The sequence below is a fragment of the Neobacillus sp. DHD-1R genome (genome assembly GCF_057747995.1).
The window spans coordinates 2,920,591-2,942,408 of record NZ_CM173232.1 but is presented as its reverse complement, the minus strand read 5'-3'; the positions used below and the strand labels follow the sequence as shown (position 1 = coordinate 2,942,408).

The window sequence follows — 21,818 nt, the reverse complement described above, 5'->3', positions numbered from 1 at the left end:
TTTAGAGCCTTGATAAACGACTGTTTCGCTGATTTCCAAAGGAGTATGGTCGTTTAGGACCTTGATAAGCGACCAGAACTCTTCTTTTTTCAGCAGGATCAAAATTTTGAAATCCTCAAATAATTACTCAAAATAATTCACATCAGATTCTCAAATTCGTATGTGAAATTCAATGTGTTTTCCAGAGTGACTGGTTTGTTTGCACCTATTATGTGAACCCAATAAATCAAATCAATGAAGATTTTTATTTTAAATTATTATAAAATGGAGGATAGTAAGAGATTTTGGGGAGTGTATAAAATATGAATATAAGTTTATTTCATTCATTGGAAGGTGAAAATATCTCCTTTAAAGCATTAAGTACAACTGATGCTCAAGAAATTCATAACTATGCATCAGATAAGGAGGTTTCACGTTTTATTGGCTGGAGTTTAATGAACACTTTGAATGACACGATTGAACACATAGAAACGATGCTTAAACGTGAGGCAGCGGGTACTCATTTATATGCCTCCATTGTACAAAAATCAACTAAAGAAATTATTGGGACAGCGATGATTTTCAATTTTGATCAAGAAGCGAATCAAGCAGAAATTGGCTATGTATTTCATAGAGACCATTGGGGGAAGGGTTTTGGTACTGAGTGTGTTGCTTTAATGAGTGATTTCGCCTTTCAATCCCTTAACCTTCACAAGCTTCATGCGAGTGTGGTTGATGCAAATATTGGCTCTGCTCGGATCCTCGAAAAGAATGGGTATGTGTTAGAGGGAAAACTAAGGGACCACTTTTTTATAGACGAAAAATATTATAACGCATTACTCTTCGGAAAAATTCAAGCCAAGGAAGATTAATTTCAAAATGAAAAATTATCGTAGATAGGACCTCCAGTTGGAAGTCCTTTTAATTTGTTTTAATAAACAGTTTAAATATATATTTTATTATTGAGTAAAAATTTATATGTGTTAATTTGGTAATGGATAGCAATATAATTTGTAGGAGGTTGGTGATCTAAATGAATAATAAAATGGCGGGAAACATTGTTCTTGTTCTAGTTTTATCAGCGATGATAATAAATAATTTGGACTCTTTCTATACTTTTAAGACCATATTTAATAATTTTGCTATAGCTATTTTTGTTATTATTGCTTTCATGAGTCTATATAATTATAGAAAAAAGGATCAAAAAGATTATTGAGTCGCAAATGGATTGGAGCCAAGACGTCCGAAATGTTCTCAAGGTTTTAGGTCTCCAATCCAATGCGGGCGATCCAAAAAAAGCAAGAGCCAGCCTAAGCACTCTTGCTTGTATTAAGGATATTTACTTTTTCGAAATGGGACGTAAGGACCTAGATATGGAAATGCACCTGGATATCCATAAAGGGTCGGCGTAAAGTAATAGATACTATGTCCAATGTGAAATATATTAGGATGATAGTGGATGAATTGATTCCAAGCGCCAAACATCGGAGAAGGGAAGCCTAAGTAAATAGGCCCGTTTGTTCCTGTAATGATTGTAGGCATATGACCACCAACAAATGATTTTTTACATAGTATGTTTAAATTTCAAAAAGGAGCATGTTCTTTTAAAGAGTAATGGATTCTCTCGTGATCGGTATGAACCTCATTAAAACCATGCGAACCACCCATGTGGCGTTATTCCTCTAGAAACTGATTAAGAGTTTCTCTATTTCGATCGAAATCCACTTCTAATACGTCCCCAAGCTCATCATCCCGTTTATTTTCAAAAGTGCCATCTTCAGGGATGCGTACAGTTTCTATATCTCTACTTTTCTTCGTTAACATGTCTTTTCCAATCATCAAAAGGGTGGAACGATCAATATTTGTATCTATGTATTTATTTATAAGACCTACTAGCTTAGGAAGTTTTACCACACTATGCAGGCTTACAGCTTCATCTGTTAATTTTGAAATCACTTCTTGCTGTCTTTGAATTCGTCCGAAGTCACTTAAACGATCATGACGAAACCGGACATATCCTAATAATTCATTCCCATGCAGTCGCTGTTTTCCTTTTTCTAACTTCGTTTCGATTCCATAAGACATTTCATAGGGTACGTCTACTTCAATTCCTTTTGGTACGAGCAAATCGACTGCTTTTTCAAATCCTTTAAAGTCAACAATCGCATAAGAATGAATATCTAGACCGAAATTTTCTTTAATGGTTTCCTTTAGTAATTTAGGACCGCCAAACGAATAAGCTGCATTTAGTTTTTGCTGTCCATGATCTGGTACAGTGACTAACATATCACGCATAAGCGAAATAAGTTTTATTTTATGGGTTTGGGGATTATAATGTGCAACCATGATCGTATCGGTTCGAGCTTGGTCTTCTCCCCGTGAATCACTGCCTAATAAGAGAACATTGACTGCCTCAAGATTATTTTTCTCTGCTTGAACTATTTGTTTTCCTGCCACTTTTTTTAGTGGTGGGTTGATGGTATTTATGGTTCCCTCTATGTATCGAAATAGTTGAAAAAGACCAATTAGAAAGATACCTATTAATAGAAGGGCACCAAACACTCTCCACCATCTAACTTTTATTTTATTTTTTTTTGACCGTAACAAATTTTGCACCACCTAAGCTGAATATATTAACTTGGAATCTGTAAAATTATTATTCTGAAAAATTTAAGGAAAAAATAAGAAGATAGCTCAATCTTTTCACAACCCTTGAAGTAGTGATTATCCCATAAATAGTTTTCATTTTCTTTAATATTAGGTTACATTTTTCTGAACTTCTTATTACATTATGACTTTTTGTTCAATAAAGAGGTTAAACTTTTTTTAATTTTATTGATTAATTATTGAAAAAATTTTAAAAATAGTAATTGAAATTGAAAAAAATATAAATTAATATTAAATAAAATGAAATTTTTGAATTTTAAAAAAGGGGTGGTTTATATAAAAAAGGTAGAGGAAGTCTCACAAAGTTTGGATGATCTCGATTTTGAGATTATTAAACGGTTACAGACTGATGGTCGATCCTCCTATACTGAGATTTCAGAAGAACTGGGTATTACAGTAGGGACTGTGAGAAATCGAGTTCAAAGACTAATAGAAAAACAAATTCTTAAAATTGTAGGTGTAGTAAACCCGTTGAAGACGGGAAGTCCTAGTGTTACTATTTTCGGAATTAAAGTTAGACTTATACATTTAGAGAATGTCATTAAAAACCTAGTAGCCATCCCAGAGGTTCGTTTCGTAGCTGCAGCTACTGGTGTATATGATTTATATGTAGAAATCATTACAACATCGAATGAGGAACTTTACCGCGTCATTAAGGAAGACATGAGCCAAATTGATGGAATCGAATCGATGGATTCTTCCTTACTTTTGGAAATCTATAAGCAAACCTATGATTGGGGAGTAGGTTCGAGTATTCCAACTAATTAGGATAAGAAAAGGAGGGGCACCATGCAAGGCATCGTAGAAATTCTAAAGGAAAAACAAGTGGAGATGCTTGAGACATTAAAACAAATGGTAGAAAAAGAATCACCTACTCTGGATAAGGAATTAACAGATGAGCTTGCCTCTTTTATTGTTACACTGTTTGAAAAATTAACTTCCAGTCAAGCATCGATCATTCCAAATGATCGCTATGGTAATCATATCAGAGGGGAATTTGGAAGCGGTGAAGAACAAATTCTCCTCTTGGCACATTATGATACTGTTTGGCAAAAAGGTGATATCTATGAAAAAATTCCTTTTAAAATAGAAGGAGATATCGCCTATGGACCTGGGGTCTTTGATATGAAAGGCGGTATCGTCCAGGGCTTATATGCCCTGCATGCACTTAAAGAAACGAAGCAACTTGTAAACAAAAAGGTCGTTTTTTTATGTACGTCGGATGAAGAGTTAGGAAGCCCTTCCTCTCAAAAACTAATAGAGGAGGAAGCGAAAAAAAGTAAATATGTACTTGTTTTAGAACCAGCCATTTCGAAGCAGGGTGCCTTAAAGACAGCCAGAAAAGGTGTAGGATTATTCAAATTACATATTAAAGGCAGAGCTGCTCATGCCGGGGTTGAGCCCGAAAAAGGAATAAGTGCGATTCTTGAATTAAGTAAACAAGTTACATATTTACATGATTTAACGGATTATAGCAAAGGAACCACTGTCAATGTCGGAAAAATATCGGGTGGGACAACCGTTAATGTCATTGCTGCAGATGCCCAAGCAGATATAGATTTACGTGTAAAAACCCAAGCTGAGTTTGATCGCATGATTCCAATCATTAAAAATCTTAAACCTAGTATTGCCGGTGTAGACGTAAAGGTTACCGGCGGCATTAATCGACCGCCATTTGAACGAACAGATCAAGTGATATCGCTATTTAACATGGCCAAAAAATTAGCCAAAGATTATCTCGGTATTACTTTAGAAGAAATGGAAACAGGTGGAGGAAGTGATGGAAACTTTTCAGCACCGTTTGCTCCAACCTTGGATGGTTTAGGTGCAGTAGGCGATGGGGCACATGCTCTTAATGAACATATCATTATTTCTGAAATGCCTAAAAGAAGTGCATTGCTAGCTTTGTTGATTAAGGAGTTAGCTAATTAACGAATAGGGGGATTTTTGATGAAGACCAATTTAGAAACTATTAAAAGCCAGCTAATTCAGGAAGTAAATCAGGAGCTATTAATGGAATATACGCAAAACGTTGCTTCGGAGATTCGTCTATCAGGAACAGAGGAAGAGCTCCGTGCCTTTTATTATGTGAAAGCCAAGCTTGAGGAATTTGGCTTAGAAACTGAGTTAACATTAAACGATGCCTACATCAGTCTTCCCGGACAAGCTGAGCTTAAGGTGAACGGTCAAAGCTTCCCTTCCATTACCCATTCAATGGCTGTATCTACGGATGAACCAGGATTAGAAGGGGAAATTGTTTATTCAGGAAAGGCAGTCACTGCCGACTATGAAAAACAGCCAGTAACGGGAAAAATAGTCTTATTGGATGGCCTTGCCATACCTGGAGCGGTACTTCATGCACAGCAAGCAGGAGCCAAAGCAATCATCTTTATTAATGCCGAATATACTCATGAAATGATTATCTCACCTGTATGGGGAAACCCAACACCTGAAACTTATAACCATTTGCCTGTGCTTCCGGTTGTATCTGTCAATTTTCATGATGGTCAAAAAATTAAAGAAATGGCAAAAAATCAAACCCATTGTCAAGGCTGGCTAAAAACAAAGGTTGATACAAAATGGAGGAAAATTCCAACTCTTACAGCTGACATTCCAGCTCAAACGGATACGGAACAATATGTCTTATTTAGCGGTCATATTGACTCATGGCATTATGGTGTAATGGATAATGGAACAGCCAATGCTACGATGTTAGAGGTTGCACGGATTCTTGCACAAAACAAAGGTAATCTAAATCGGAGCTTAAAGCTAGCTTTCTGGTCTGGCCACTCACATGGTCGTTATGCCGGATCAACGTTATATTGTGATGAACATTGGGAAGACCTGCACGAAAATTGTGTTCTTCATATTAATATTGATTCAGTTGGCGGCAAAGGAGCAACGATTTTAACAGAGGCCAATTGTATGGCAGAGACTAGGGATTTGGCCAAAAGGTCGATTAAGGAATTAACAGGAGATCTTTTTGAAGGTTCTCGATTTGGAAGGTCTGGAGATCAATCCTTCTGGGGGCCTGGTGTTCCATCACTATTTATGGGGTTATCAGAACAGCCGCAGTCCAATAATCCCGCAGCTGAAGCGTTTTCCCAATTATTTGGGGCTGGTAAAGCCGGTGGATTTGGCTGGTGGTGGCATACAACAGAGGATAAGCTCGACAAGATTTCACCCGAAAATCTGGCCCGTGATTGCCAAATTTATGTCTCCATCGTGTATGAAGCCTGTTCTGCTGAGATTCTGCCTGTAAACCAATTGGAAGCCGTCGAAGAACTAGAAACATGTATTATGGACTATCAAAAGAAAACGAATGGACAGCTGAATTTTAGTCTTACTGTAAACCGAATCGAGGAATTGAAAAAAATCTTAACTGAGTTTGTTGGTTTGATAGAGTCGCCGCTTTCGAAGGAACAAATTACCCAAGTAAATCAAACAATCAAGAACCTTTCTAACATTTTCGTTACCCTTAATTATGTAAAGGGAGACCGATTCCAGCATGATGCTGCATTAAAACAGCAGCCAATTCCACTATTAGCTAATTGTGAGAAATTAGCCGGCTTAGAAGCAGGTAGTCATGAATATTTTCTAGTTTTAACAGAATTAAAACGGAATCTCAATAAGGTTAACTATTCATTTTTAGAAGCAATCCGGACCGTTAAGCATGCTGTTGAGCAGCAGGTGAAAAACTAATTCGTTGAGGAAAAAAACTGATTCATAAAATAAGAAGGGGAGAGATGGGATATCCATTTCTCCCTTTTCTTTTTTTATTTCAATGGAACCTCACTCAAAAAACTCCCAAACAAATCCTAAATGAGTCCCTCTTAACTTTATTCCAATCCAATTTGTTGTCTAAAAAAATGGCATAGAACTTGCAAGTACTATTAGCGATAACTAAAAAGGAGGAGTCAATATGAAAATTGTTTATGTACTGCCTGGACCGATCAGTCGTACGGAAGAGGGATGTCAAGAAATGGAGAGAAGATTAGAGCTCTTGCGCACCTATGCCGCACCAGGCACCCATGTAGATATTGTAGATGTTGATGAAGGGCCGGCATCCATTGAATCGCTATATGAGGAATATCTCAGTATACCAAATACGGTAGATCTCATGTTAGAAATGGAGAAAAAAGGGTATGATGCAGCCATTTTAGGGTGTTATGGAGACCCAGGTTTGGATGCTGTTAGAGAAGTGACAGAAAAAATGGTTGTAGTTGGACCTGGAGAAGCAGGTGTAATGGCTGCAGCGATGTGTGGCTACCGATTTTCGATCATTACCGTTACAAATAGCATTGTAAATCCTCTTCACCATTTAGTGGAGAAAGCAGGGGTTGGGAAAAAACTTGCATCTGTTCGGGCGATTAATACGCCAGTGCTTGAATTAGCCAATGATCGGGCCAAAACAATTCAAAAGCTAGTGGAAGAAGGAAAAAAAGCGATTCAAGAAGATCGGGCAGATACGCTTGTATTAGGCTGTATGTCCATGGGCTTTCTAAATGTTGCAGAAGAAATGTCGAAAGAATTAGGTGTACCTGTCATAAATCCGGGCAAAACCTCGTTAAAAATGGCTGAAGCATTGGTGGGAGCCGGGGTGTCACACTCAAAACTTGCCTATCTTACACCGCCAAAGATTTCAACAGGAAAAGTTAGCTCTTCCAAAGGATTACTAGTAAAGAAAAACAAAATTGTCCAATAACTAACATGCCCTTCAAGGTTATACCAATAACGTCTAAATGACCCTAATACAACCTAACTTACCATATATAGATGTTTAGCTTTTATGTGATCCAATCTTTAAAAAGGAGGGAGTCTTTTGTACATTGCAAAGATTGAGGCAAAAACAATCCGCACCCCCTTAAATGTCCATTTTAATATGACATATGGCCAAATGCCTCCATTTCAAGCCCATCTCATTGTTCGAATAACAACAGACACAGGATTAACAGGTCTTGGAGAAGCATCAGAATTGCCGTTTTTCACTGGGGAAACAGCCGAAACTATGAAGGTATTAGTGGAAAATAAACTTGCCCCTGCCATTGTTGGAAAACCCATTTATTCGTTAAGAGATATTCATCATACAATGGATATGGTTCTCGGGCATGCGACGGGAGCCAAGTCAGCTATTGATATGGCTTTATGGGATCTTCAAGGAAAACGGTTGAAGACCCCTGTTTACGAGCTATTGGGTGGTGAAAGGAAACAGCCTGTTAGAGTCGCCTATGTATTAGGGGATGAACAACCGGATGAGATGGCGCGAGTAGCAAAAGAAATGGCCGATGCAGGTTTTGATACCCTGAAAATTAAAATTGGCTCAGATTTCCGGAAGGATATCGAAGCTATTTCGCAAATACGCCAGGCGATTGGTCCTGGTGTTGATTTGAGAATTGATGCGAATCAGGGATATAAGGTAAAAACTGCGATCCAGGTGATAAAAGAAATCGAGCCCTATAAGATTGATTATATTGAACAACCTGTACCGGGATGGGATCATGATGGATTAAGACAAATAAGAAATGCTTCATCTATTCCAATTATGGCAGATGAAAGTGCTCACACGTTAAAGGATGTTTACCAGCTTGCCAAAAAAGAGGCCATCGACCTTATTGGGATTAAGTTAATAAAATGCGGCGGTATCACACCAGCCGTTCAGATCGCGCAATTTTCAGAGGCACTCGGGCTTCAATGTGTGTTAATCAGTCCATGGGACACTTTGCTTGGAACCTATGCAAGTCTCCATCTTTCCACCATTTTACCAGGAAACTACTCGCACGAAATGGTTGGTCCATATTATTTAAAGGATGACCCTTTTGGAGCAGTCGATTTAAAAGGAGTAATGGATATTCCGGATGGGATCGGGTTCGGGATGGAGGATATTTTCGATGAGATCAATGAGGGGTAGTAAACGTGAATAGATTTCAATGGTTTATGGTTTGTTTTGTCAGCTTTATTCATTTTCTAGCCTTTTCTCATCGAATGGAAGTGGTTCCGTTCCTGGTTGATTTAAAAGACGTGTATCATGTAGGATTTACAGAGGTAGGAGGACTGGTATCCGCTTTTTTGCTTGGATACGCCATTTTCCAAATCCCTGCAGGAACTCTTGCAGACCGTTACTCACCTAGATGGTTAATCGTGCTTGGATTAACATTGATGATGATTTCTTCTATCATCTTTTCGGTTACACATTCACTCTATCTGGCTCTTTTTCTAAGGTTTATAATGGGGGCTTCATCGGCGATGATTTTTTCCCCAGGAATTAAGCTGATTTCTACCTATAGCCCTAAAGAAAAACGGGGCATTAGCATTGGTATATTGGAAGGGGCGGCGGGTACGGGAATGCTATTAACCTTAACAGTTTTTCCGATTCTCTCAGCCTACGTAGATATGAATACATTATTCCTAATTTTGTCCCTTCTCTTATTTCCGGTCGTACTGCTGTTCCTAAAGGTGCCAAAGAGCCAAACAACTTCCGAAGAAACGAAGGAAAAGAAAAAAATCCCGTACATCGATTTCTTGGATTTGTTTAAAAACAAAAAAATCCTCCGTCTTTTGGGAATATCCTTTTTTGGATTATTTGGACTTTATGGATTTCTAGCATGGATGCCCACCTATTTAGAAGCCTCAATGGGATACACGAAACAAGAAACCGGTCTAATCATGGCGATCATGATGATGGCTCAAATTATTGGAGCGCCGCTTTCAGGCAAGCTTTCCGATTTCTTAGGGCAAAGAAAATCAACTCTCATGATTGGTTCTCTGTTAGCGGCAGGAGGATCTTTATGGCTGCTATTCCTAAACGACCTTTGGATTTACTTTACAGCTGTCGTCATTGGCATGGGAATTTCCTGGTCTTTGGCACCTATGCTTACACTCGCCACTGAAATCGTTCATGTGAATATCGCAGGGTCGGTGATTAGTATTATGAACACCGTTGGCCAGTTAGCATCAGCCATTTCCGGATATGTATACGGCATGCTCTTTGATACATTCGGGAATTTCCAAATGATCTGGTTGGTGTGTTTTATAGCGTTTCTGCTGCGGATTTTGTTCACTCTGGGAGAGCTGGAAAATAATCAAGTAATCGAAACAGATAAAAAAGAAATAAGTCTATAATTTTTTTAAGTATAATTTTTAGATTATTCAAAATTGACACAACTTTTACATCAATAGATAACGAAAACTTTAGCCTTCAGACAAAAAATTAAGGGGGAAAGAGTGATTATGAAAAGAATATTGTCGCTTCTATTTGTCGTCATGTTGCTATCGGTAACTACAGTTTCGGCAGAAGAAGCAAAGCCATTCTTAAAAAGTGCCAACATTGATGTTACGTATGGAGATGTCATAACAGTAACGGAGAACATAACGGTTGCTAATTCGGAAGCGATCCCTGATGGGAAACTGGAGCATATCGTCACCAGAATCGGGGGTGCACAGGTTGAAAATCTAGCTATTAAGGCAGATGATCAGGATTTACCCTTTGAAATAAAGAAAGGAAATTCAGTTAACAAAGTAGCAGCATCCCTTCCTGCAGGTAACAAAGGGGAATTTACCTACACGGTAACGTATCAGTATTCAGATATAGACAATGTGAAAATTCCATTTGTTGTACCTGCTATTAATTCAGATGGAAACGGAAATGTGGTCTCATTGCACGTAAATCTCCCAAAGGGAAAATATCTGCATGAATCATTTCCGATCATCGATTCTGGTGATTCGGGGTTGGTCAAAGAGGATATGATGAACATTCCAAGTTTCGTAGGTCTTGAAACAGGTTCTTCTCCTGCAGGGTTATTTACCACTTCGAATCTATATACCTTTTTCGGATTAGCGGTTATTTTGGGGATTATTCTTGCTTGGATTATCAGTGAAAGAAAAAGTAAGGGTGGTGAAGTTGCTAATGTTTAATCTTGGTGTTCCTTTTAGCTCTTTTGTCCTCTATACCATTGTTTGGATTGCCGGATATTTCCTATGGGCCGTTAAAAGTGAAAAGTAAACAAAGGAGGGATTCGTAAATGTTTGAAGTGAGTACGACGTTTTATGTTGTTTTGGTCTTATATTTTGCGGTGATACTTGGTATCGGAATTTGGTCGGGAACCAAAAACAAAGGAACAGAAGATTTTCTGGTAGCGGGAAGATCAATTGGCCCGTTAGTAGGTGGAGCAGCATTTGCGGCCACACAAATGAGTGCAGGAACGTTTGTTGGGACACTTGGTGTTCATTACTTAACGGGTGGAAGTTTCCTCTGGATTTGGGCCGGTCTTTGGTTCGGATGGTTAATTGCTGCCACCCTGGTCGGACCTAAGTTCCAAGCTTTTAAAGGATTAACCGTTCCTGATTATGTGGGAACAAGATTTAATAGTAAAGCGGCTCGCGGAATTTCAGCCCTTTTAATCCTGGTTGCTTATACCGTCTACTTAACAGCACAGTATCAAGCTGGAGGGAATATTTTTCAGACCCTATTCGGAATACCGTTTATTTGGGGAGCTATCATAACAGTCGGTATTACCTTGCTTTATACGATGATTGGCGGAATGAGAGCCACCGCTTATAGTGATTTCGTTCAGGCCATTATTATGGCAGGCTGCTTTTTTGCCGCTCTTCCATTGCTTTTCAATCAAGCAGGCGGAACTGAATTTGTCGGTAAATTTTTAGCTGAATTTAGTCCTAATATGCTAAGCTGGCATTTTGGATTTAAGGAGCTGCTTGGTTTTGGTGCTGCATTTGGATTTGCCATGGCTGCTGCTCCCTATGAGTTAGCTAGAATGTATACATTACGAGATAAGAAAACAGTTAAACTAGCAATCGGCTTTTCCTTTATTTTTCAGGGTGTAGTTGGAATTTCTGTTGCAGCGGCAGGTATGGCGATTCGCTCTCTTTATCCATTTATGCCAACACCTGATATTGCTTCGACGATCATGGCGATTAATATCCTTCCGCCAGTTGTTGGATCATTGATTATATTAGCGATCCTCTCCGCGATTATGAGTACAGTTTCTGGGATTATGATGGTATCTGCATCAGCGTTTTCGCATGATTTCTATGCCACGACGATTAAGCCGAATGCCAGTGATAGTGAAAAAATGAAAGTGAACCGGATAGCTGTGCTTGTTCTAGGAATCATACCGATTTTTCTAGCCCTAAAGCAGCTGGACATTGTTCAATTCATCGTCGTTCTTCAGGCTTCATTAACAGCGAGCTTTTTCTTTGCGACTGTCATTCTTGGTCTAAATTGGAAAAGAGGAACAGCAGCCGGGGCGATTGTTTCGATGATCGGCGGCTTCTTCACCGCATTGTTCTGGTACATTGCAGGGACACCATTTGGCATAAATGAGGTCATTCCAGGAGTTACGGTCAGCCTGGTCTCATTTATTGTGGTTAGTTTAGTCACGAAACCTGTACCAAAAGAAGCGCTTCAACCATTTTTTGACGATGTAAAATAATGAATGAGAGGAAGGAGAAATCCTTCCTCTTTAATATATTGGAAAGTACTCTATATTTTTAAGGTCTGTGGGATTAGGGTCAAAAATAATGAAGTAGGTCAAATGGCATCACCTAACCAAACCTAAAATTACATCAAAACTAATAAACTAGTAAATGAAATACCTTATGAGTAAATTGGCATAAATCTTGCATTAATAATTATGTAAAAGAAAGGGGTGCAGCCATGAATCAAACAATTGAAAAAGTAGTAGATTCCATGGGGGATGAAATAGTATTGCTTTTACAAAAGCTTATTCAAATTCCCAGTGAAAATCCGCCAGGAGACTATGAGGAAATTTGTGACTTTCTGGGATCAGAGCTATCGTCATTAGGATTTGAGGTACAAGTAATCGATGTACCTGAAGAAGTGACTAGGAAGGCAAATCTACAAACACAACGAAAAAACGTTATTGCTGTGATGAAGGGAAACGGGGGAGGGAAAAATTTAATTTTTAATTCCCACCTTGATACGGTTCCGGCAGGAGATTTGGAACAATGGACATATCCGCCATTTTCAGGAACGATTGCAGATGGTAAGGTATATGGTAGAGGTGCAACAGATTCAAAGGGGCGCCTAACAGCTTACATAATGGCTGCCGTTGCATTGAAGAGAACCGCGATTCCTTTTAACGGTGATATCATTATCACAGCCACTTGTGATGAAGAAACAGGGGGAGTATTAGGTGCAGGCTATGTAACAGAACAACAATTGGTGTCGGGTGACATGGTTGTTGTCGAAGGCTATAGCAATCAAATTGTTCGCGCCATGGCCGGGGTTCTTCAACTGAGAATTAAATCAATAGGCCGTCCTGCCCATGCCGCCTTTAAATGGAAGGGAATAAACGCCGTTGAAAAAATGGCGAAGGTAATCCAAGGATTAACCACCCTTCAGAAACAATTAGAAAACGAACCTTCAGAGATTGATGGAATGAAATTTACAACTGTCAATGTTGGAGTCATAAATGGGGGAACAAAGGTAAATGTTGTCCCAGGAACGTGTGAGATCGAGGTTGACTTTCGGGTGATTCCTGAGCAATCTCTTGCTGATATTTATAATCGCGTATCTTCCATGATTGAAAAGCTTCAGCTCGAAGATCCTGACATGAACATTGAAGTGAAGCGATTACCGGACTTTCAAACCAATCCAACGGTCACAGAAGAAAATTCACCATTAATTAATGAATTGCAAACAGCCATTCAAGAGGTAACAGGAACAACACTCCCTGTAGTTGGAATGTTGGGACAATCCGATACACGCTGGTTTATTCAAAATGGGATCCCAGGTATTAATTTTGGCCCTGGCACCAATAACAATAATCTCCATGGCTATGATGAGTTCATGGATATCGATGATTTAATCAAGACGACAAAAATCTTAACGGTTCTAGTTAAAAATTTTTGTGGTACAAAGGAATTCGTCACGGAATAAGAGAATTTTATCCAAATTATTCAGAATATAACAAAAAAGGGGTTGGGGAATAATGACTACATTTTTAGGATTATCAGCATCCAATTGGATGATTTGGATTACCATGGCTGTGTTTATTATCGCTTATTTTGTTGTTATAGAAGCAATCAATAAAAAGGAGGGAGATAAATAATGGCTATTTCTGTTCTTATCATTTATATGCTTACTGTCATTGGGATTGGCTATTATATGAAATCCCGCGTTAAAAATGAGATGGATTTTTTAGCCGCTGGCGGGAAATTGGGTGTCTGGGTTGGAGGTATGACGCTCGCCGCGACTCAGATGAGTGCGGGCACAGCGATTGGGACGGTAGGCTTCCACTATCAAGTAGGCTATAATTTTGCTTGGATATGGCCTGCGATTTGGGCTTCATGGGTGATAATGGCTCTGTTTATTGCACCAAAGATGAAAGCATTTTTTAATTCAAATAAAGCATTAACTATTCCTGACCTATTAGGAACTCGCTATGAAAGTAATGTCCTCCGAGTGATTTCTGTTATTATATTATTAGTTTGTTACGGGATGACAATAGTTGCTGAGTTAGTTGGCGGATCCTATTTATTAAATGTAGTTTTTGATGTTCCTGTTACATGGGGAGTATTAATTATTGCAGCTATCTTTATCGCGTACACCGTAATGGGCGGGTTATTTGCCATTGCCTATACTGACGTACTTCAAATGCTTGTATTTGCTATTGGCTTTGCCATCGCAGTGCCATTTGCAGTATCTAAGGCAGGAGGATTTAGTAAATTAAACGAAACATTATCTTCAATTGATCCGAATCTTATTGCGACCGGTATGCCTTCATCGGCTTTAATGGCAGTTGCGCTTTCATTCTTTATCATGATGATCGGATATCCGATTATTGCTGTTCGTTTTTATTCTATTAAAGATAATAAAACCATCCGTCGTGCTGTCGGTATTTCTTTCATTTTTCAGGCAATTGTAGCCGTATCGATTGCCATTCTTGGCGTCAGTGCAAGAGTTCTATATCCTGATTTAGCCTCTCCTGATTTGGCCAGCTCTACGATTGCAATGGACCTACTGCCGCCTGTATTGGGTGGATTACTATTAGCAGCGATTTTAGCCGCGATCCAGTCAACTGTCAGTGCCGTTCTATTGATGCTGGGAAGTTCTATCTCTCATGATATTATGAAAAATGTGATGAAAAAACAATTAAACGAAAAACAACAATTAAAGATTACAAGAATTGTCGTCTTGATCATGGGAATTATACCAATCCCATTTGCATTACATCCGCTTCCGTTAATTCAGCAAATTTGGATTAATGCGGCTGCTCTAATAGGTTCATCCTTCGCCACCTGCATTCTCTTAGGTTTGTATTGGAAACGGGCTACAACAGCAGGGGCCATCACATCAATGGTTGGCGGTATAGGAAGCGCTATTCTTTGGTTATCCTTAGGCAATCCATTTGGATTGGATGCTGTTTATATTAGTGTACCTGTCAGTCTGTTAGGAATGGTTTTAGTAAGCTTAATGACCAAGCCAGTTTCTCAAGAGGCATTAAAGCCATTTTTTAAAGATTTACAAGCTTCAAAATCTGATAAAACCATAGCAGGTTAATTAAGGAGGAAACTCGCGTTGCAAACGAAAGAAATGAAGCAACTGTTATTTAAGTCCATCGATGAAATCGGTCATTTATATCGAAAAAAAGAAATATCTCCAGTCGAAATCACGGAAGCCACATTAGACCGTTTACATGAATTGGAGCCACAGCTAAATGCCTTCATTACGATTCTGGGTGAGCAAGCTTTAGCGAAAGCAATTGCAGCGGAATCGATTTTCGTTAAAGGGGAACCTGTCAGTAAATTATTGGGTATACCCGTTTCATTGAAGGATATTTTTATGACAAAAGGAATTCGGACTTCACTTGGATCACGAATCATGAAGGATTTTGTTCCCAATGAAGATTCGTTTGTCTATAAGGCATTACAGGATGGAGGGGCCATTTTCATAGGGAAAAATAATATGCTTGAATTTGCTTACGGTTCCGTACACCCTGATTATGGACAATGCAATAATCCATGGAATGTCAACCGTACAGCTGGAGGATCCAGTACAGGCTCTGGAGCATCAGTAGCTGCTGGGATTGGATTTGCTTCGATCGGAACCGATACGGGAGGATCCATCCGTGTACCCGCTTCCTTTTGCGGAATAGTTGGATTGAAACCGACCTACGAAACCGTGTCAAGTCAAGGGTTGTTTCCTTTATCTCAATCATTAGACCATATTGGGCCACTGACAAGGACCGTCCGTGATAATGCTATTGTTCTGGAACACATCTCTTCGCGCCGTTTTGACTTCGAATCCTTGTTCACAGGTGATATTTGCGGAATTAAAGTCGGAGTGATTAGATCGTTAACTGATACCATTGCACATCCAGAGGTTTCTAGATTAATAGATGCTGCGATAGAACAGCTTAAAGCTTTAGGAGCTGACCTTACCAATGTGGAGATTCCAGGGATAGAATCTATCGAAGCAGGGGCAATGCCTATTATCCTGTCAGAAGCTTCTACCTATCATCAAAAATGGTTTGCTACAAGGGAAAATGATTATGCTCCGAGCACTTATGCGAATCTAAGAGAGGGCTATAAGGTAACCGCAGTAAGCTATTTGGAAGCGTTGGAACAGAAACAGCGGTTTACAGATTCTGTTAATCAAGTGTTAAAACAGGTGGATGTTCTCATTTGTCCGACTGTCCCATATCCAGCCACACCAAAGGACCCTTCGTTTGAGGATGGAAATATCGATATTTCTCAGCGCACGATTCCGTTTAATGTTAGTGGACATCCGGCTTTAACGGTATCAGCAGGAAATACAACTTCGGAAAATCTGCCGGTTGGGCTTCAGATTATTGGACGTTATTATGATGAAGAAACAATCTATCGTCTGGCGGATGCCTTCCAACAATCTACAGGCGGCTATCAGCAGCCTCCATTATAAATGGGAAAAATGGACATGACGGAAGGAGGAAGGACCATGCTGAAAAATAACTCCATCGATAAAATAGAACAGAAAAATGTCCCGGAAACGATGAAAGCAATGGTGATCAGGCAGCATGGCGGACCGGAGGTGCTGAATTTTGAATTAATCGCTACACCCGTACCTGGTCCTGGAGAGGTATTGATTAAAGTAGAGGCAACCGCATTAAATCACCTGGACATTTTTGCAAGAGAAGGTTTAAAAGGACCGGGTGTACCGGAGATCACATTACCGCATATCTCAGGGGTTGATATAGTTGGGACCGTCGCGTCTTATGGTCCACTAATCCCAGGACAGAAAGGCGGTCCGGACACAGGAGAAAGAGTCATCATCAATCCGGCAATCGGTTGTAATGAATGCCGCTTTTGCAGACGGGGCGAACCGAGTATGTGCCCGGATTATCAAATATTGGGTGAACATTTTTGGGGAGGTCTGGCTGAATATGTAGTGGCCCCGGCAAGAAATATTATCCCAGTACCTGATCATATTCCTTCTGAAATAGCTGCGGCTGTTCCCGTTGTTTACACCACAGCGTGGAGAGGCGTTATGACGGTTGCACGTGTAAAACCATCAGATGTTGTCTTGGTAGTTGGAGCATCTGGAGGACTTGGCTCTGCTCAGGTAGAGATCGCAGCAGCTTCAGGTGCAACAGTGATTGGAATCGCAAGTACAGATGAGAAACGGCAAAAAGTACGAAAGAAAGGTGCTGTTGCTGTGTTTGATTCAAACGGTGATTGGGAAGCGGATGTAATGCAGTGGACAAATGGTCAAGGTGTAAGTGCTGTTTTTGATGCTGTAGGAGCTCCCACGATTCGGAAAAGCTTGCGTTGTCTAGAGATGGGAGGGAAACTCGTCTTATCTGGGGCAACCGCTGGTGATTCTCCTGATTTGAGTATAAGAGAAATATATCAACGTCATCGTCAAATATTAGGAGCGCCAATGGGGAATTGGGACGATTTCTTGCAAGTAACGAACCTTATTTGGCAAGGAATACTACACCCAACGATTCATAAGGTATATCCTATCGACGAAATTGTTGAGGCACAGCGAGAATTGGAAGAGAGAAAGCATTTTGGAAAAATAGTTATTAAGATTAGTTGATAAGGAAATCAACGGTAAAAACAGCTGAAATCTGCTCGGCTGTTTTTATTTTTTAGAATATTTTCTATTGACGCAAAAATTAAAAAACATTACAATACCCTTTATGATAGGTTGAGTTTGGGGGAGATTAGGTTGCCTAAGATTTTAGCGGTCACAAAGGATAATCGTACCTATAAATTGTTTAATAAACAAATAACAGACTTTTTCAATGGGAAAGTGACGATTTTATCAAGCGAAGAGTGTAAGGGATATGAACAAATAGATGTTATATTACTCTCTAACAAAGAACTTAACAATGAAAAATATCCTGAGGAAAAAGTCTTAATGGCTAGAAGGACGATTAACATTGCAAGACTTGAAGAATTAATATCTTTGCCTGCAGGGACAGAATGCCTTGTGGTAAATAACCTAGCCTCGACAGCCTCTGAAACCATCGAAATCTTGGAAAACTTAGGTTTTGAATTAAAGTTCTATCCCTATTATCCTGGAATCAAAACTTATCAAAAAGTGGAATTGGCGATTATTCCTGAGGCTGTTGAAATGGTTCCAAAAGGGATCAAGAAAATGATTGATATCGGGTTACGCCCATTAGACTTTTCAACTCTCATTGAACTCGCTCTTCAATTAAACATCAATATTGATCGAGCAAATATTCAGTCGGCCCGATACATCCAAGAAATCATTACATTAAGCAGAAAACTTTCACATTCCTTTAAAGAAGTAGCCCATCTAAATCATCAATTAGATGCAATATTAAACACTGTCCATGATGGGATTCTTGCAACCGATGAGAACAGTTATATCATTAAAATAAATCAATCTGCAAAATCGATACTGGGAATTGATAGTTTAGACAATGAGATTATCGGAAAGAAAGTTTCAGAGATACTCCCAAAATTGAAATTGGAAGACTACATACATGATGATCCAACACCAAATAATCATGTTATATCCTTTAATGAAAGAAAATTAATTATTAACAATAGTTCCATTGTACTGGAACAAAAAAATATTGGAGACGTTACTGCTTTTCAGGATGTCACGCGAATTCAGGCTTTAGAGCAGGAAATCAGAAAAAAGATCCAAAAAAAGGGGTTTTCTTCAAAGTATTCGATTTCTGATATCATAGGTAAAAGTACGAGAATCAAGGATATTTTGCATATTATCAATAAAATAGCCAAAACAGATAGAACCGTGTTAATTTTAGGAGAAAATGGAACAGGAAAAGAATTGTTCGCTCATTCTGTTCATCAACTATCAACCCGTAATAACGGCCCTTTCATCCCTGTGAATTTTGCTGGGTTGCCAGATTCCTTAGCGGAAAGTGAACTGTTTGGATATGAAGAAGGAACATTTACAGGAGCAGTAAAAGGAGGCAAACAAGGGCTTTTTGAATTAGCTCATAACGGTACCATCTTTCTTGATGAAATCGGTGATGCTCCCAAGAACCTTCAGACGCTGCTTTTACGAGTTCTACAAGAGAAACAAGTGATGAGAGTTGGAGGAAGAAGCATTATTCCAGTCAATGTCCGTGTAATCGCAGCAACAAATAAGGACTTAAAAAAGATGGTTGCAGAGGGAAGTTTTCGAGAAGATCTCTATTATCGCTTGTTTGTATTACCCCTGCGTGTCCCGCCTCTTAGAGATCGGAAAGAGGATATTCCGGAACTAATCACTCATTTTCTTGAAGAATATTGTCCGGTCGTTCCTGCCATTTCTGAAGATGTCAGGAATGTGTTAGTAAACTATGATTGGCCCGGAAACGTAAGAGAACTGGAAAGTGTGGTACAATACATGATCACTGTGATGGAAGGTAACATCATCACTCTTCATGATTTACCGGAACAATTTCATAGGATGGAGCCTTCTGTAAAAATAAATGATCAATTATCACAGTTGACCAAAGAAGGAGACTTGGTTGATTTTTATACGATTCTATCTTGTTTACTAGAAGCAATGCAGGAGCGAAAGAGTATAGGCAGAGGGAAAATTGTTTCGTATGCTAAAGAAAAAGGTGTCCTGTTAAGTGATCAACAAGTTCGGCGCAGAATGGAAACATTAAGGGATCTAGGATTTATTCAATCTGGAACTAAAGGACAGGGAAGCAGAATTTCACAAATGGGTTTGAATACCTTGAAAGTAATCGAAAATATAATCAATGAAAATGAGAAAGTATTGCAAAGGCTGTCCTAAAAGGACAGCCTTTTTTAACCTATTAAACCCTAAAAATTACCCTTTCTTGCACGAAAGTTCTTTATTTCTACAATTTTGAACATTTGATAAATTTGGCACATTACTTGCATGTTTAGTAAATGAACCATTTAATCCAAGAAGGGGGAATTTGTTCATGACAACACTAACAAATAATGCGCTAGAGAAGAGTTTACTCGAAGAAATTAGTACTGAGGTGCCTAAAGCTGTCTTGGAAAGATTCAGTACATTAGTTCGTGAATCTGGAAGTGAGGATGAAAGAACTGCAGCTGGTTTTTTAGCTAATTATTTACAAGAATGGGGTGTACCGCATAAGGTCCATCATCCTGAATTATATTTAAGCGTTCCTAAGAAGGCATATTTAAAAGTAACGGCGCCGATAGAAAAAGAAATCCGTGTTAAGACACCTTCCTTTTCAGTTGCAACCGGTGATCAGTCAGTCAATGGCGAGCTTATATACATATCTACAGGATATGCAAAAGGCATTAATGATATTTTCGGTACGGCAGTAGATGGGGACTTAGGAGATTTACAAGGAAAAATCATCCTTACTGAAGGGTATGCAATGCCAGGAAAGGTACGGGAATTTGCCGAAATGGGGGCAAATGCGATGATCTTCATCAACCCCGGCAAGAACATTCACGAAGGCATTTGCACTCCGATCTGGGGAGCACCGGATTTAGATAACATGAATAACGAGCCAACCATACCAGTCCTAGCGATGAATAAAAACGATGGCGACGAGTTAAAAGCCTTAAGTGAAAAAGAAACCGTAACCATTGAATTCAGGACATACCTTGAAAAAGGCTGGATGGAATGTCCGGTTATCGATATTTTTATCGAAGGAACAGAAGAACCAGAAAAGTACGTCCTCCTGCATGGCCATTTAGACTCTTGGCATGAAGGAATCGGAGATAATGCTACCGGCAATGCTGCATTACTTGAAATGGCTCGCATCTTTTATAAGCACCGCGACAAGTTAAAGAGAAGTGTACGGATTGCTGTTTGGACTGGTCATTCAACGGGAAGATATGCCGGTTCAAGCTGGTTCGTTGATCAGTTCGGGTTAGATCTTGATAAAAATTGTATTGCACAGGTGAACTGTGACTCTCCAGGCTGCCGCTGGGCCACTTCTTATGAATATATGATGTGGATGAGCGAAGTCGATGAATTTTGTACAGATGTGATTACGGATGCTGTCAATCTCCCTTCAAAAGGATCAAGACCACTTCGTGCAGGTGATTATTCTTTTAACAATATTGGAATTACTTCCTTCTTTATGCTTTCTTCCAGCATTCCAGAGGATGTTCTAAAAGAAAAAGGCTACTATCCTGTAGGCGGCTGTGGTGCAAACATTGAATGGCACACAGAAGAAGATTTAATGCATGTAGCTGATTTAGATATCCTTGTAAAGGACATTAAAGTCTATATTACCGGGGTGCTTCGTGCAGCCAATAGCCCAATTCATCCATTTAATTTCGTGAAGACAGCGGAAGAGTTTAAGCAAACCATTCAGTCTTACCAGGATGGAGCAGGGTCTCATTTTGATTTCACACCTGCGTTACAGGAGGTATCCGCACTTCGTGAAGATTTACTAGCATTCTATGAAAAAGCTAACGGTTTACAGGGATTAGATATCAACGATCCTCAAGTAAAACAAACAAATGAAATCATTGAAAAATTAGCCAGAATCCTAGTTCCAATCAACTTTACAAAACGAGGTAAATTTTGGCATGATTCGGCTCTAAATGTTCCTGCCCTGCCAGACATTGCACCGGCATTAAACTTCAGCCAAGTACAAGAAGGTTCACATGAATATAAAGTACTAAAAACGCACTTAACCCGTGGTCAAAACCGCGTGATTTGGGCCCTGAATCAAGCCCGCGAATTACTATCTTAATAG

At 39.3% G+C, this 21,818-nt stretch carries 17 protein-coding genes; 15 read left to right on the top strand and 2 right to left on the bottom strand.

Going from position 1 to position 21,818, the window contains the following annotated elements; genetic code table 11:
- Positions 1-302 precede the first annotated feature (302 nt).
- Positions 303-851: a GNAT family N-acetyltransferase gene (locus AC3ANL_RS14215; RefSeq protein WP_488325094.1), complete on the top strand. Its 549-nt coding sequence runs from the start codon at positions 303-305 to the stop codon at positions 849-851.
- A 457-nt stretch (positions 852-1,308) separates the two neighbouring features.
- Here the strand turns inward: AC3ANL_RS14215 and AC3ANL_RS14210 are convergent, their stop codons facing one another.
- Positions 1,309-1,521, bottom strand: coding sequence for a hypothetical protein (locus AC3ANL_RS14210; protein ID WP_488325093.1), 213 nt, complete (start codon positions 1,519-1,521; stop codon positions 1,309-1,311).
- 132 nt (positions 1,522-1,653) lie between these two features.
- Positions 1,654-2,586 carry an LCP family protein gene (locus AC3ANL_RS14205; RefSeq protein ID WP_488325092.1) on the bottom strand — a complete coding sequence of 311 codons (933 nt, stop codon included), beginning with the start codon at positions 2,584-2,586 and terminating at the stop codon, positions 1,654-1,656.
- A gap of 366 nt (positions 2,587-2,952) precedes the next feature.
- Here AC3ANL_RS14205 and AC3ANL_RS14200 point away from each other — a divergent pair, with 366 nt between their 5' ends.
- The 14 genes from AC3ANL_RS14200 to AC3ANL_RS14135 all read left to right on the top strand — a co-directional run bounded on the left by AC3ANL_RS14200 (position 2,953) and on the right by AC3ANL_RS14135 (position 21,815).
- Positions 2,953-3,414, top strand: a complete 462-nt coding sequence (locus AC3ANL_RS14200) for an Lrp/AsnC family transcriptional regulator (RefSeq protein ID WP_488325091.1) — start codon at positions 2,953-2,955, stop codon at positions 3,412-3,414.
- A 21-nt stretch (positions 3,415-3,435) separates the two neighbouring features.
- Complete coding sequence (locus tag AC3ANL_RS14195; protein WP_488325090.1) at positions 3,436-4,578, top strand: M20 family metallopeptidase; 1,143 nt, start codon at positions 3,436-3,438, stop codon at positions 4,576-4,578.
- 18 nt (positions 4,579-4,596) lie between these two features.
- Positions 4,597-6,348 carry a M28 family peptidase gene (locus AC3ANL_RS14190; protein ID WP_488325089.1) on the top strand — a complete coding sequence of 584 codons (1,752 nt, stop codon included), beginning with the start codon at positions 4,597-4,599 and terminating at the stop codon, positions 6,346-6,348.
- A gap of 220 nt (positions 6,349-6,568) precedes the next feature.
- A complete protein-coding gene (locus tag AC3ANL_RS14185) occupies positions 6,569-7,351 on the top strand; it encodes an aspartate/glutamate racemase family protein (protein ID WP_488325088.1) in 783 nt (260 codons plus the stop codon).
- 117 nt (positions 7,352-7,468) lie between these two features.
- A complete protein-coding gene (locus AC3ANL_RS14180; protein WP_488325087.1) occupies positions 7,469-8,554 on the top strand; it encodes a mandelate racemase/muconate lactonizing enzyme family protein in 1,086 nt (361 codons plus the stop codon).
- Positions 8,555-8,559: 5 nt separating this feature from the next.
- Entirely contained in the window at positions 8,560-9,765 is a 1,206-nt protein-coding gene (locus AC3ANL_RS14175; protein ID WP_488325086.1) for an MFS transporter, read from the top strand.
- Between the two features lie 108 nt (positions 9,766-9,873).
- Positions 9,874-10,557 (top strand): hypothetical protein, encoded by a 684-nt coding sequence (locus AC3ANL_RS14170; RefSeq protein ID WP_488325085.1) that lies wholly within the window; start codon positions 9,874-9,876, stop codon positions 10,555-10,557.
- 107 nt (positions 10,558-10,664) lie between these two features.
- Positions 10,665-12,092 carry a sodium/proline symporter gene (locus tag AC3ANL_RS14165; protein WP_488325084.1) on the top strand — a complete coding sequence of 476 codons (1,428 nt, stop codon included), beginning with the start codon at positions 10,665-10,667 and terminating at the stop codon, positions 12,090-12,092.
- Positions 12,093-12,316: 224 nt separating this feature from the next.
- Entirely contained in the window at positions 12,317-13,561 is a 1,245-nt protein-coding gene (locus tag AC3ANL_RS14160) for a M20 family metallopeptidase (RefSeq protein ID WP_488325083.1), read from the top strand.
- A 171-nt stretch (positions 13,562-13,732) separates the two neighbouring features.
- A complete protein-coding gene (locus tag AC3ANL_RS14155; RefSeq protein ID WP_488325082.1) occupies positions 13,733-15,184 on the top strand; it encodes a sodium:solute symporter family protein in 1,452 nt (483 codons plus the stop codon).
- A gap of 18 nt (positions 15,185-15,202) precedes the next feature.
- The gene (locus tag AC3ANL_RS14150; RefSeq protein ID WP_488325081.1) at positions 15,203-16,564 is read left to right on the top strand and encodes an amidase; all 1,362 of its coding nucleotides are present in this window, start codon (positions 15,203-15,205) and stop codon (positions 16,562-16,564) included.
- A 36-nt stretch (positions 16,565-16,600) separates the two neighbouring features.
- Positions 16,601-17,704 carry a zinc-binding dehydrogenase gene (locus AC3ANL_RS14145; protein ID WP_488325080.1) on the top strand — a complete coding sequence of 368 codons (1,104 nt, stop codon included), beginning with the start codon at positions 16,601-16,603 and terminating at the stop codon, positions 17,702-17,704.
- A 132-nt stretch (positions 17,705-17,836) separates the two neighbouring features.
- Positions 17,837-19,897: a sigma-54 interaction domain-containing protein gene (locus tag AC3ANL_RS14140; protein ID WP_488325079.1), complete on the top strand. Its 2,061-nt coding sequence runs from the start codon at positions 17,837-17,839 to the stop codon at positions 19,895-19,897.
- 154 nt (positions 19,898-20,051) lie between these two features.
- Positions 20,052-21,815 (top strand): M28 family peptidase, encoded by a 1,764-nt coding sequence (locus AC3ANL_RS14135; protein WP_488325078.1) that lies wholly within the window; start codon positions 20,052-20,054, stop codon positions 21,813-21,815.
- The last annotated feature ends 3 nt before the right edge of the window (positions 21,816-21,818 follow it).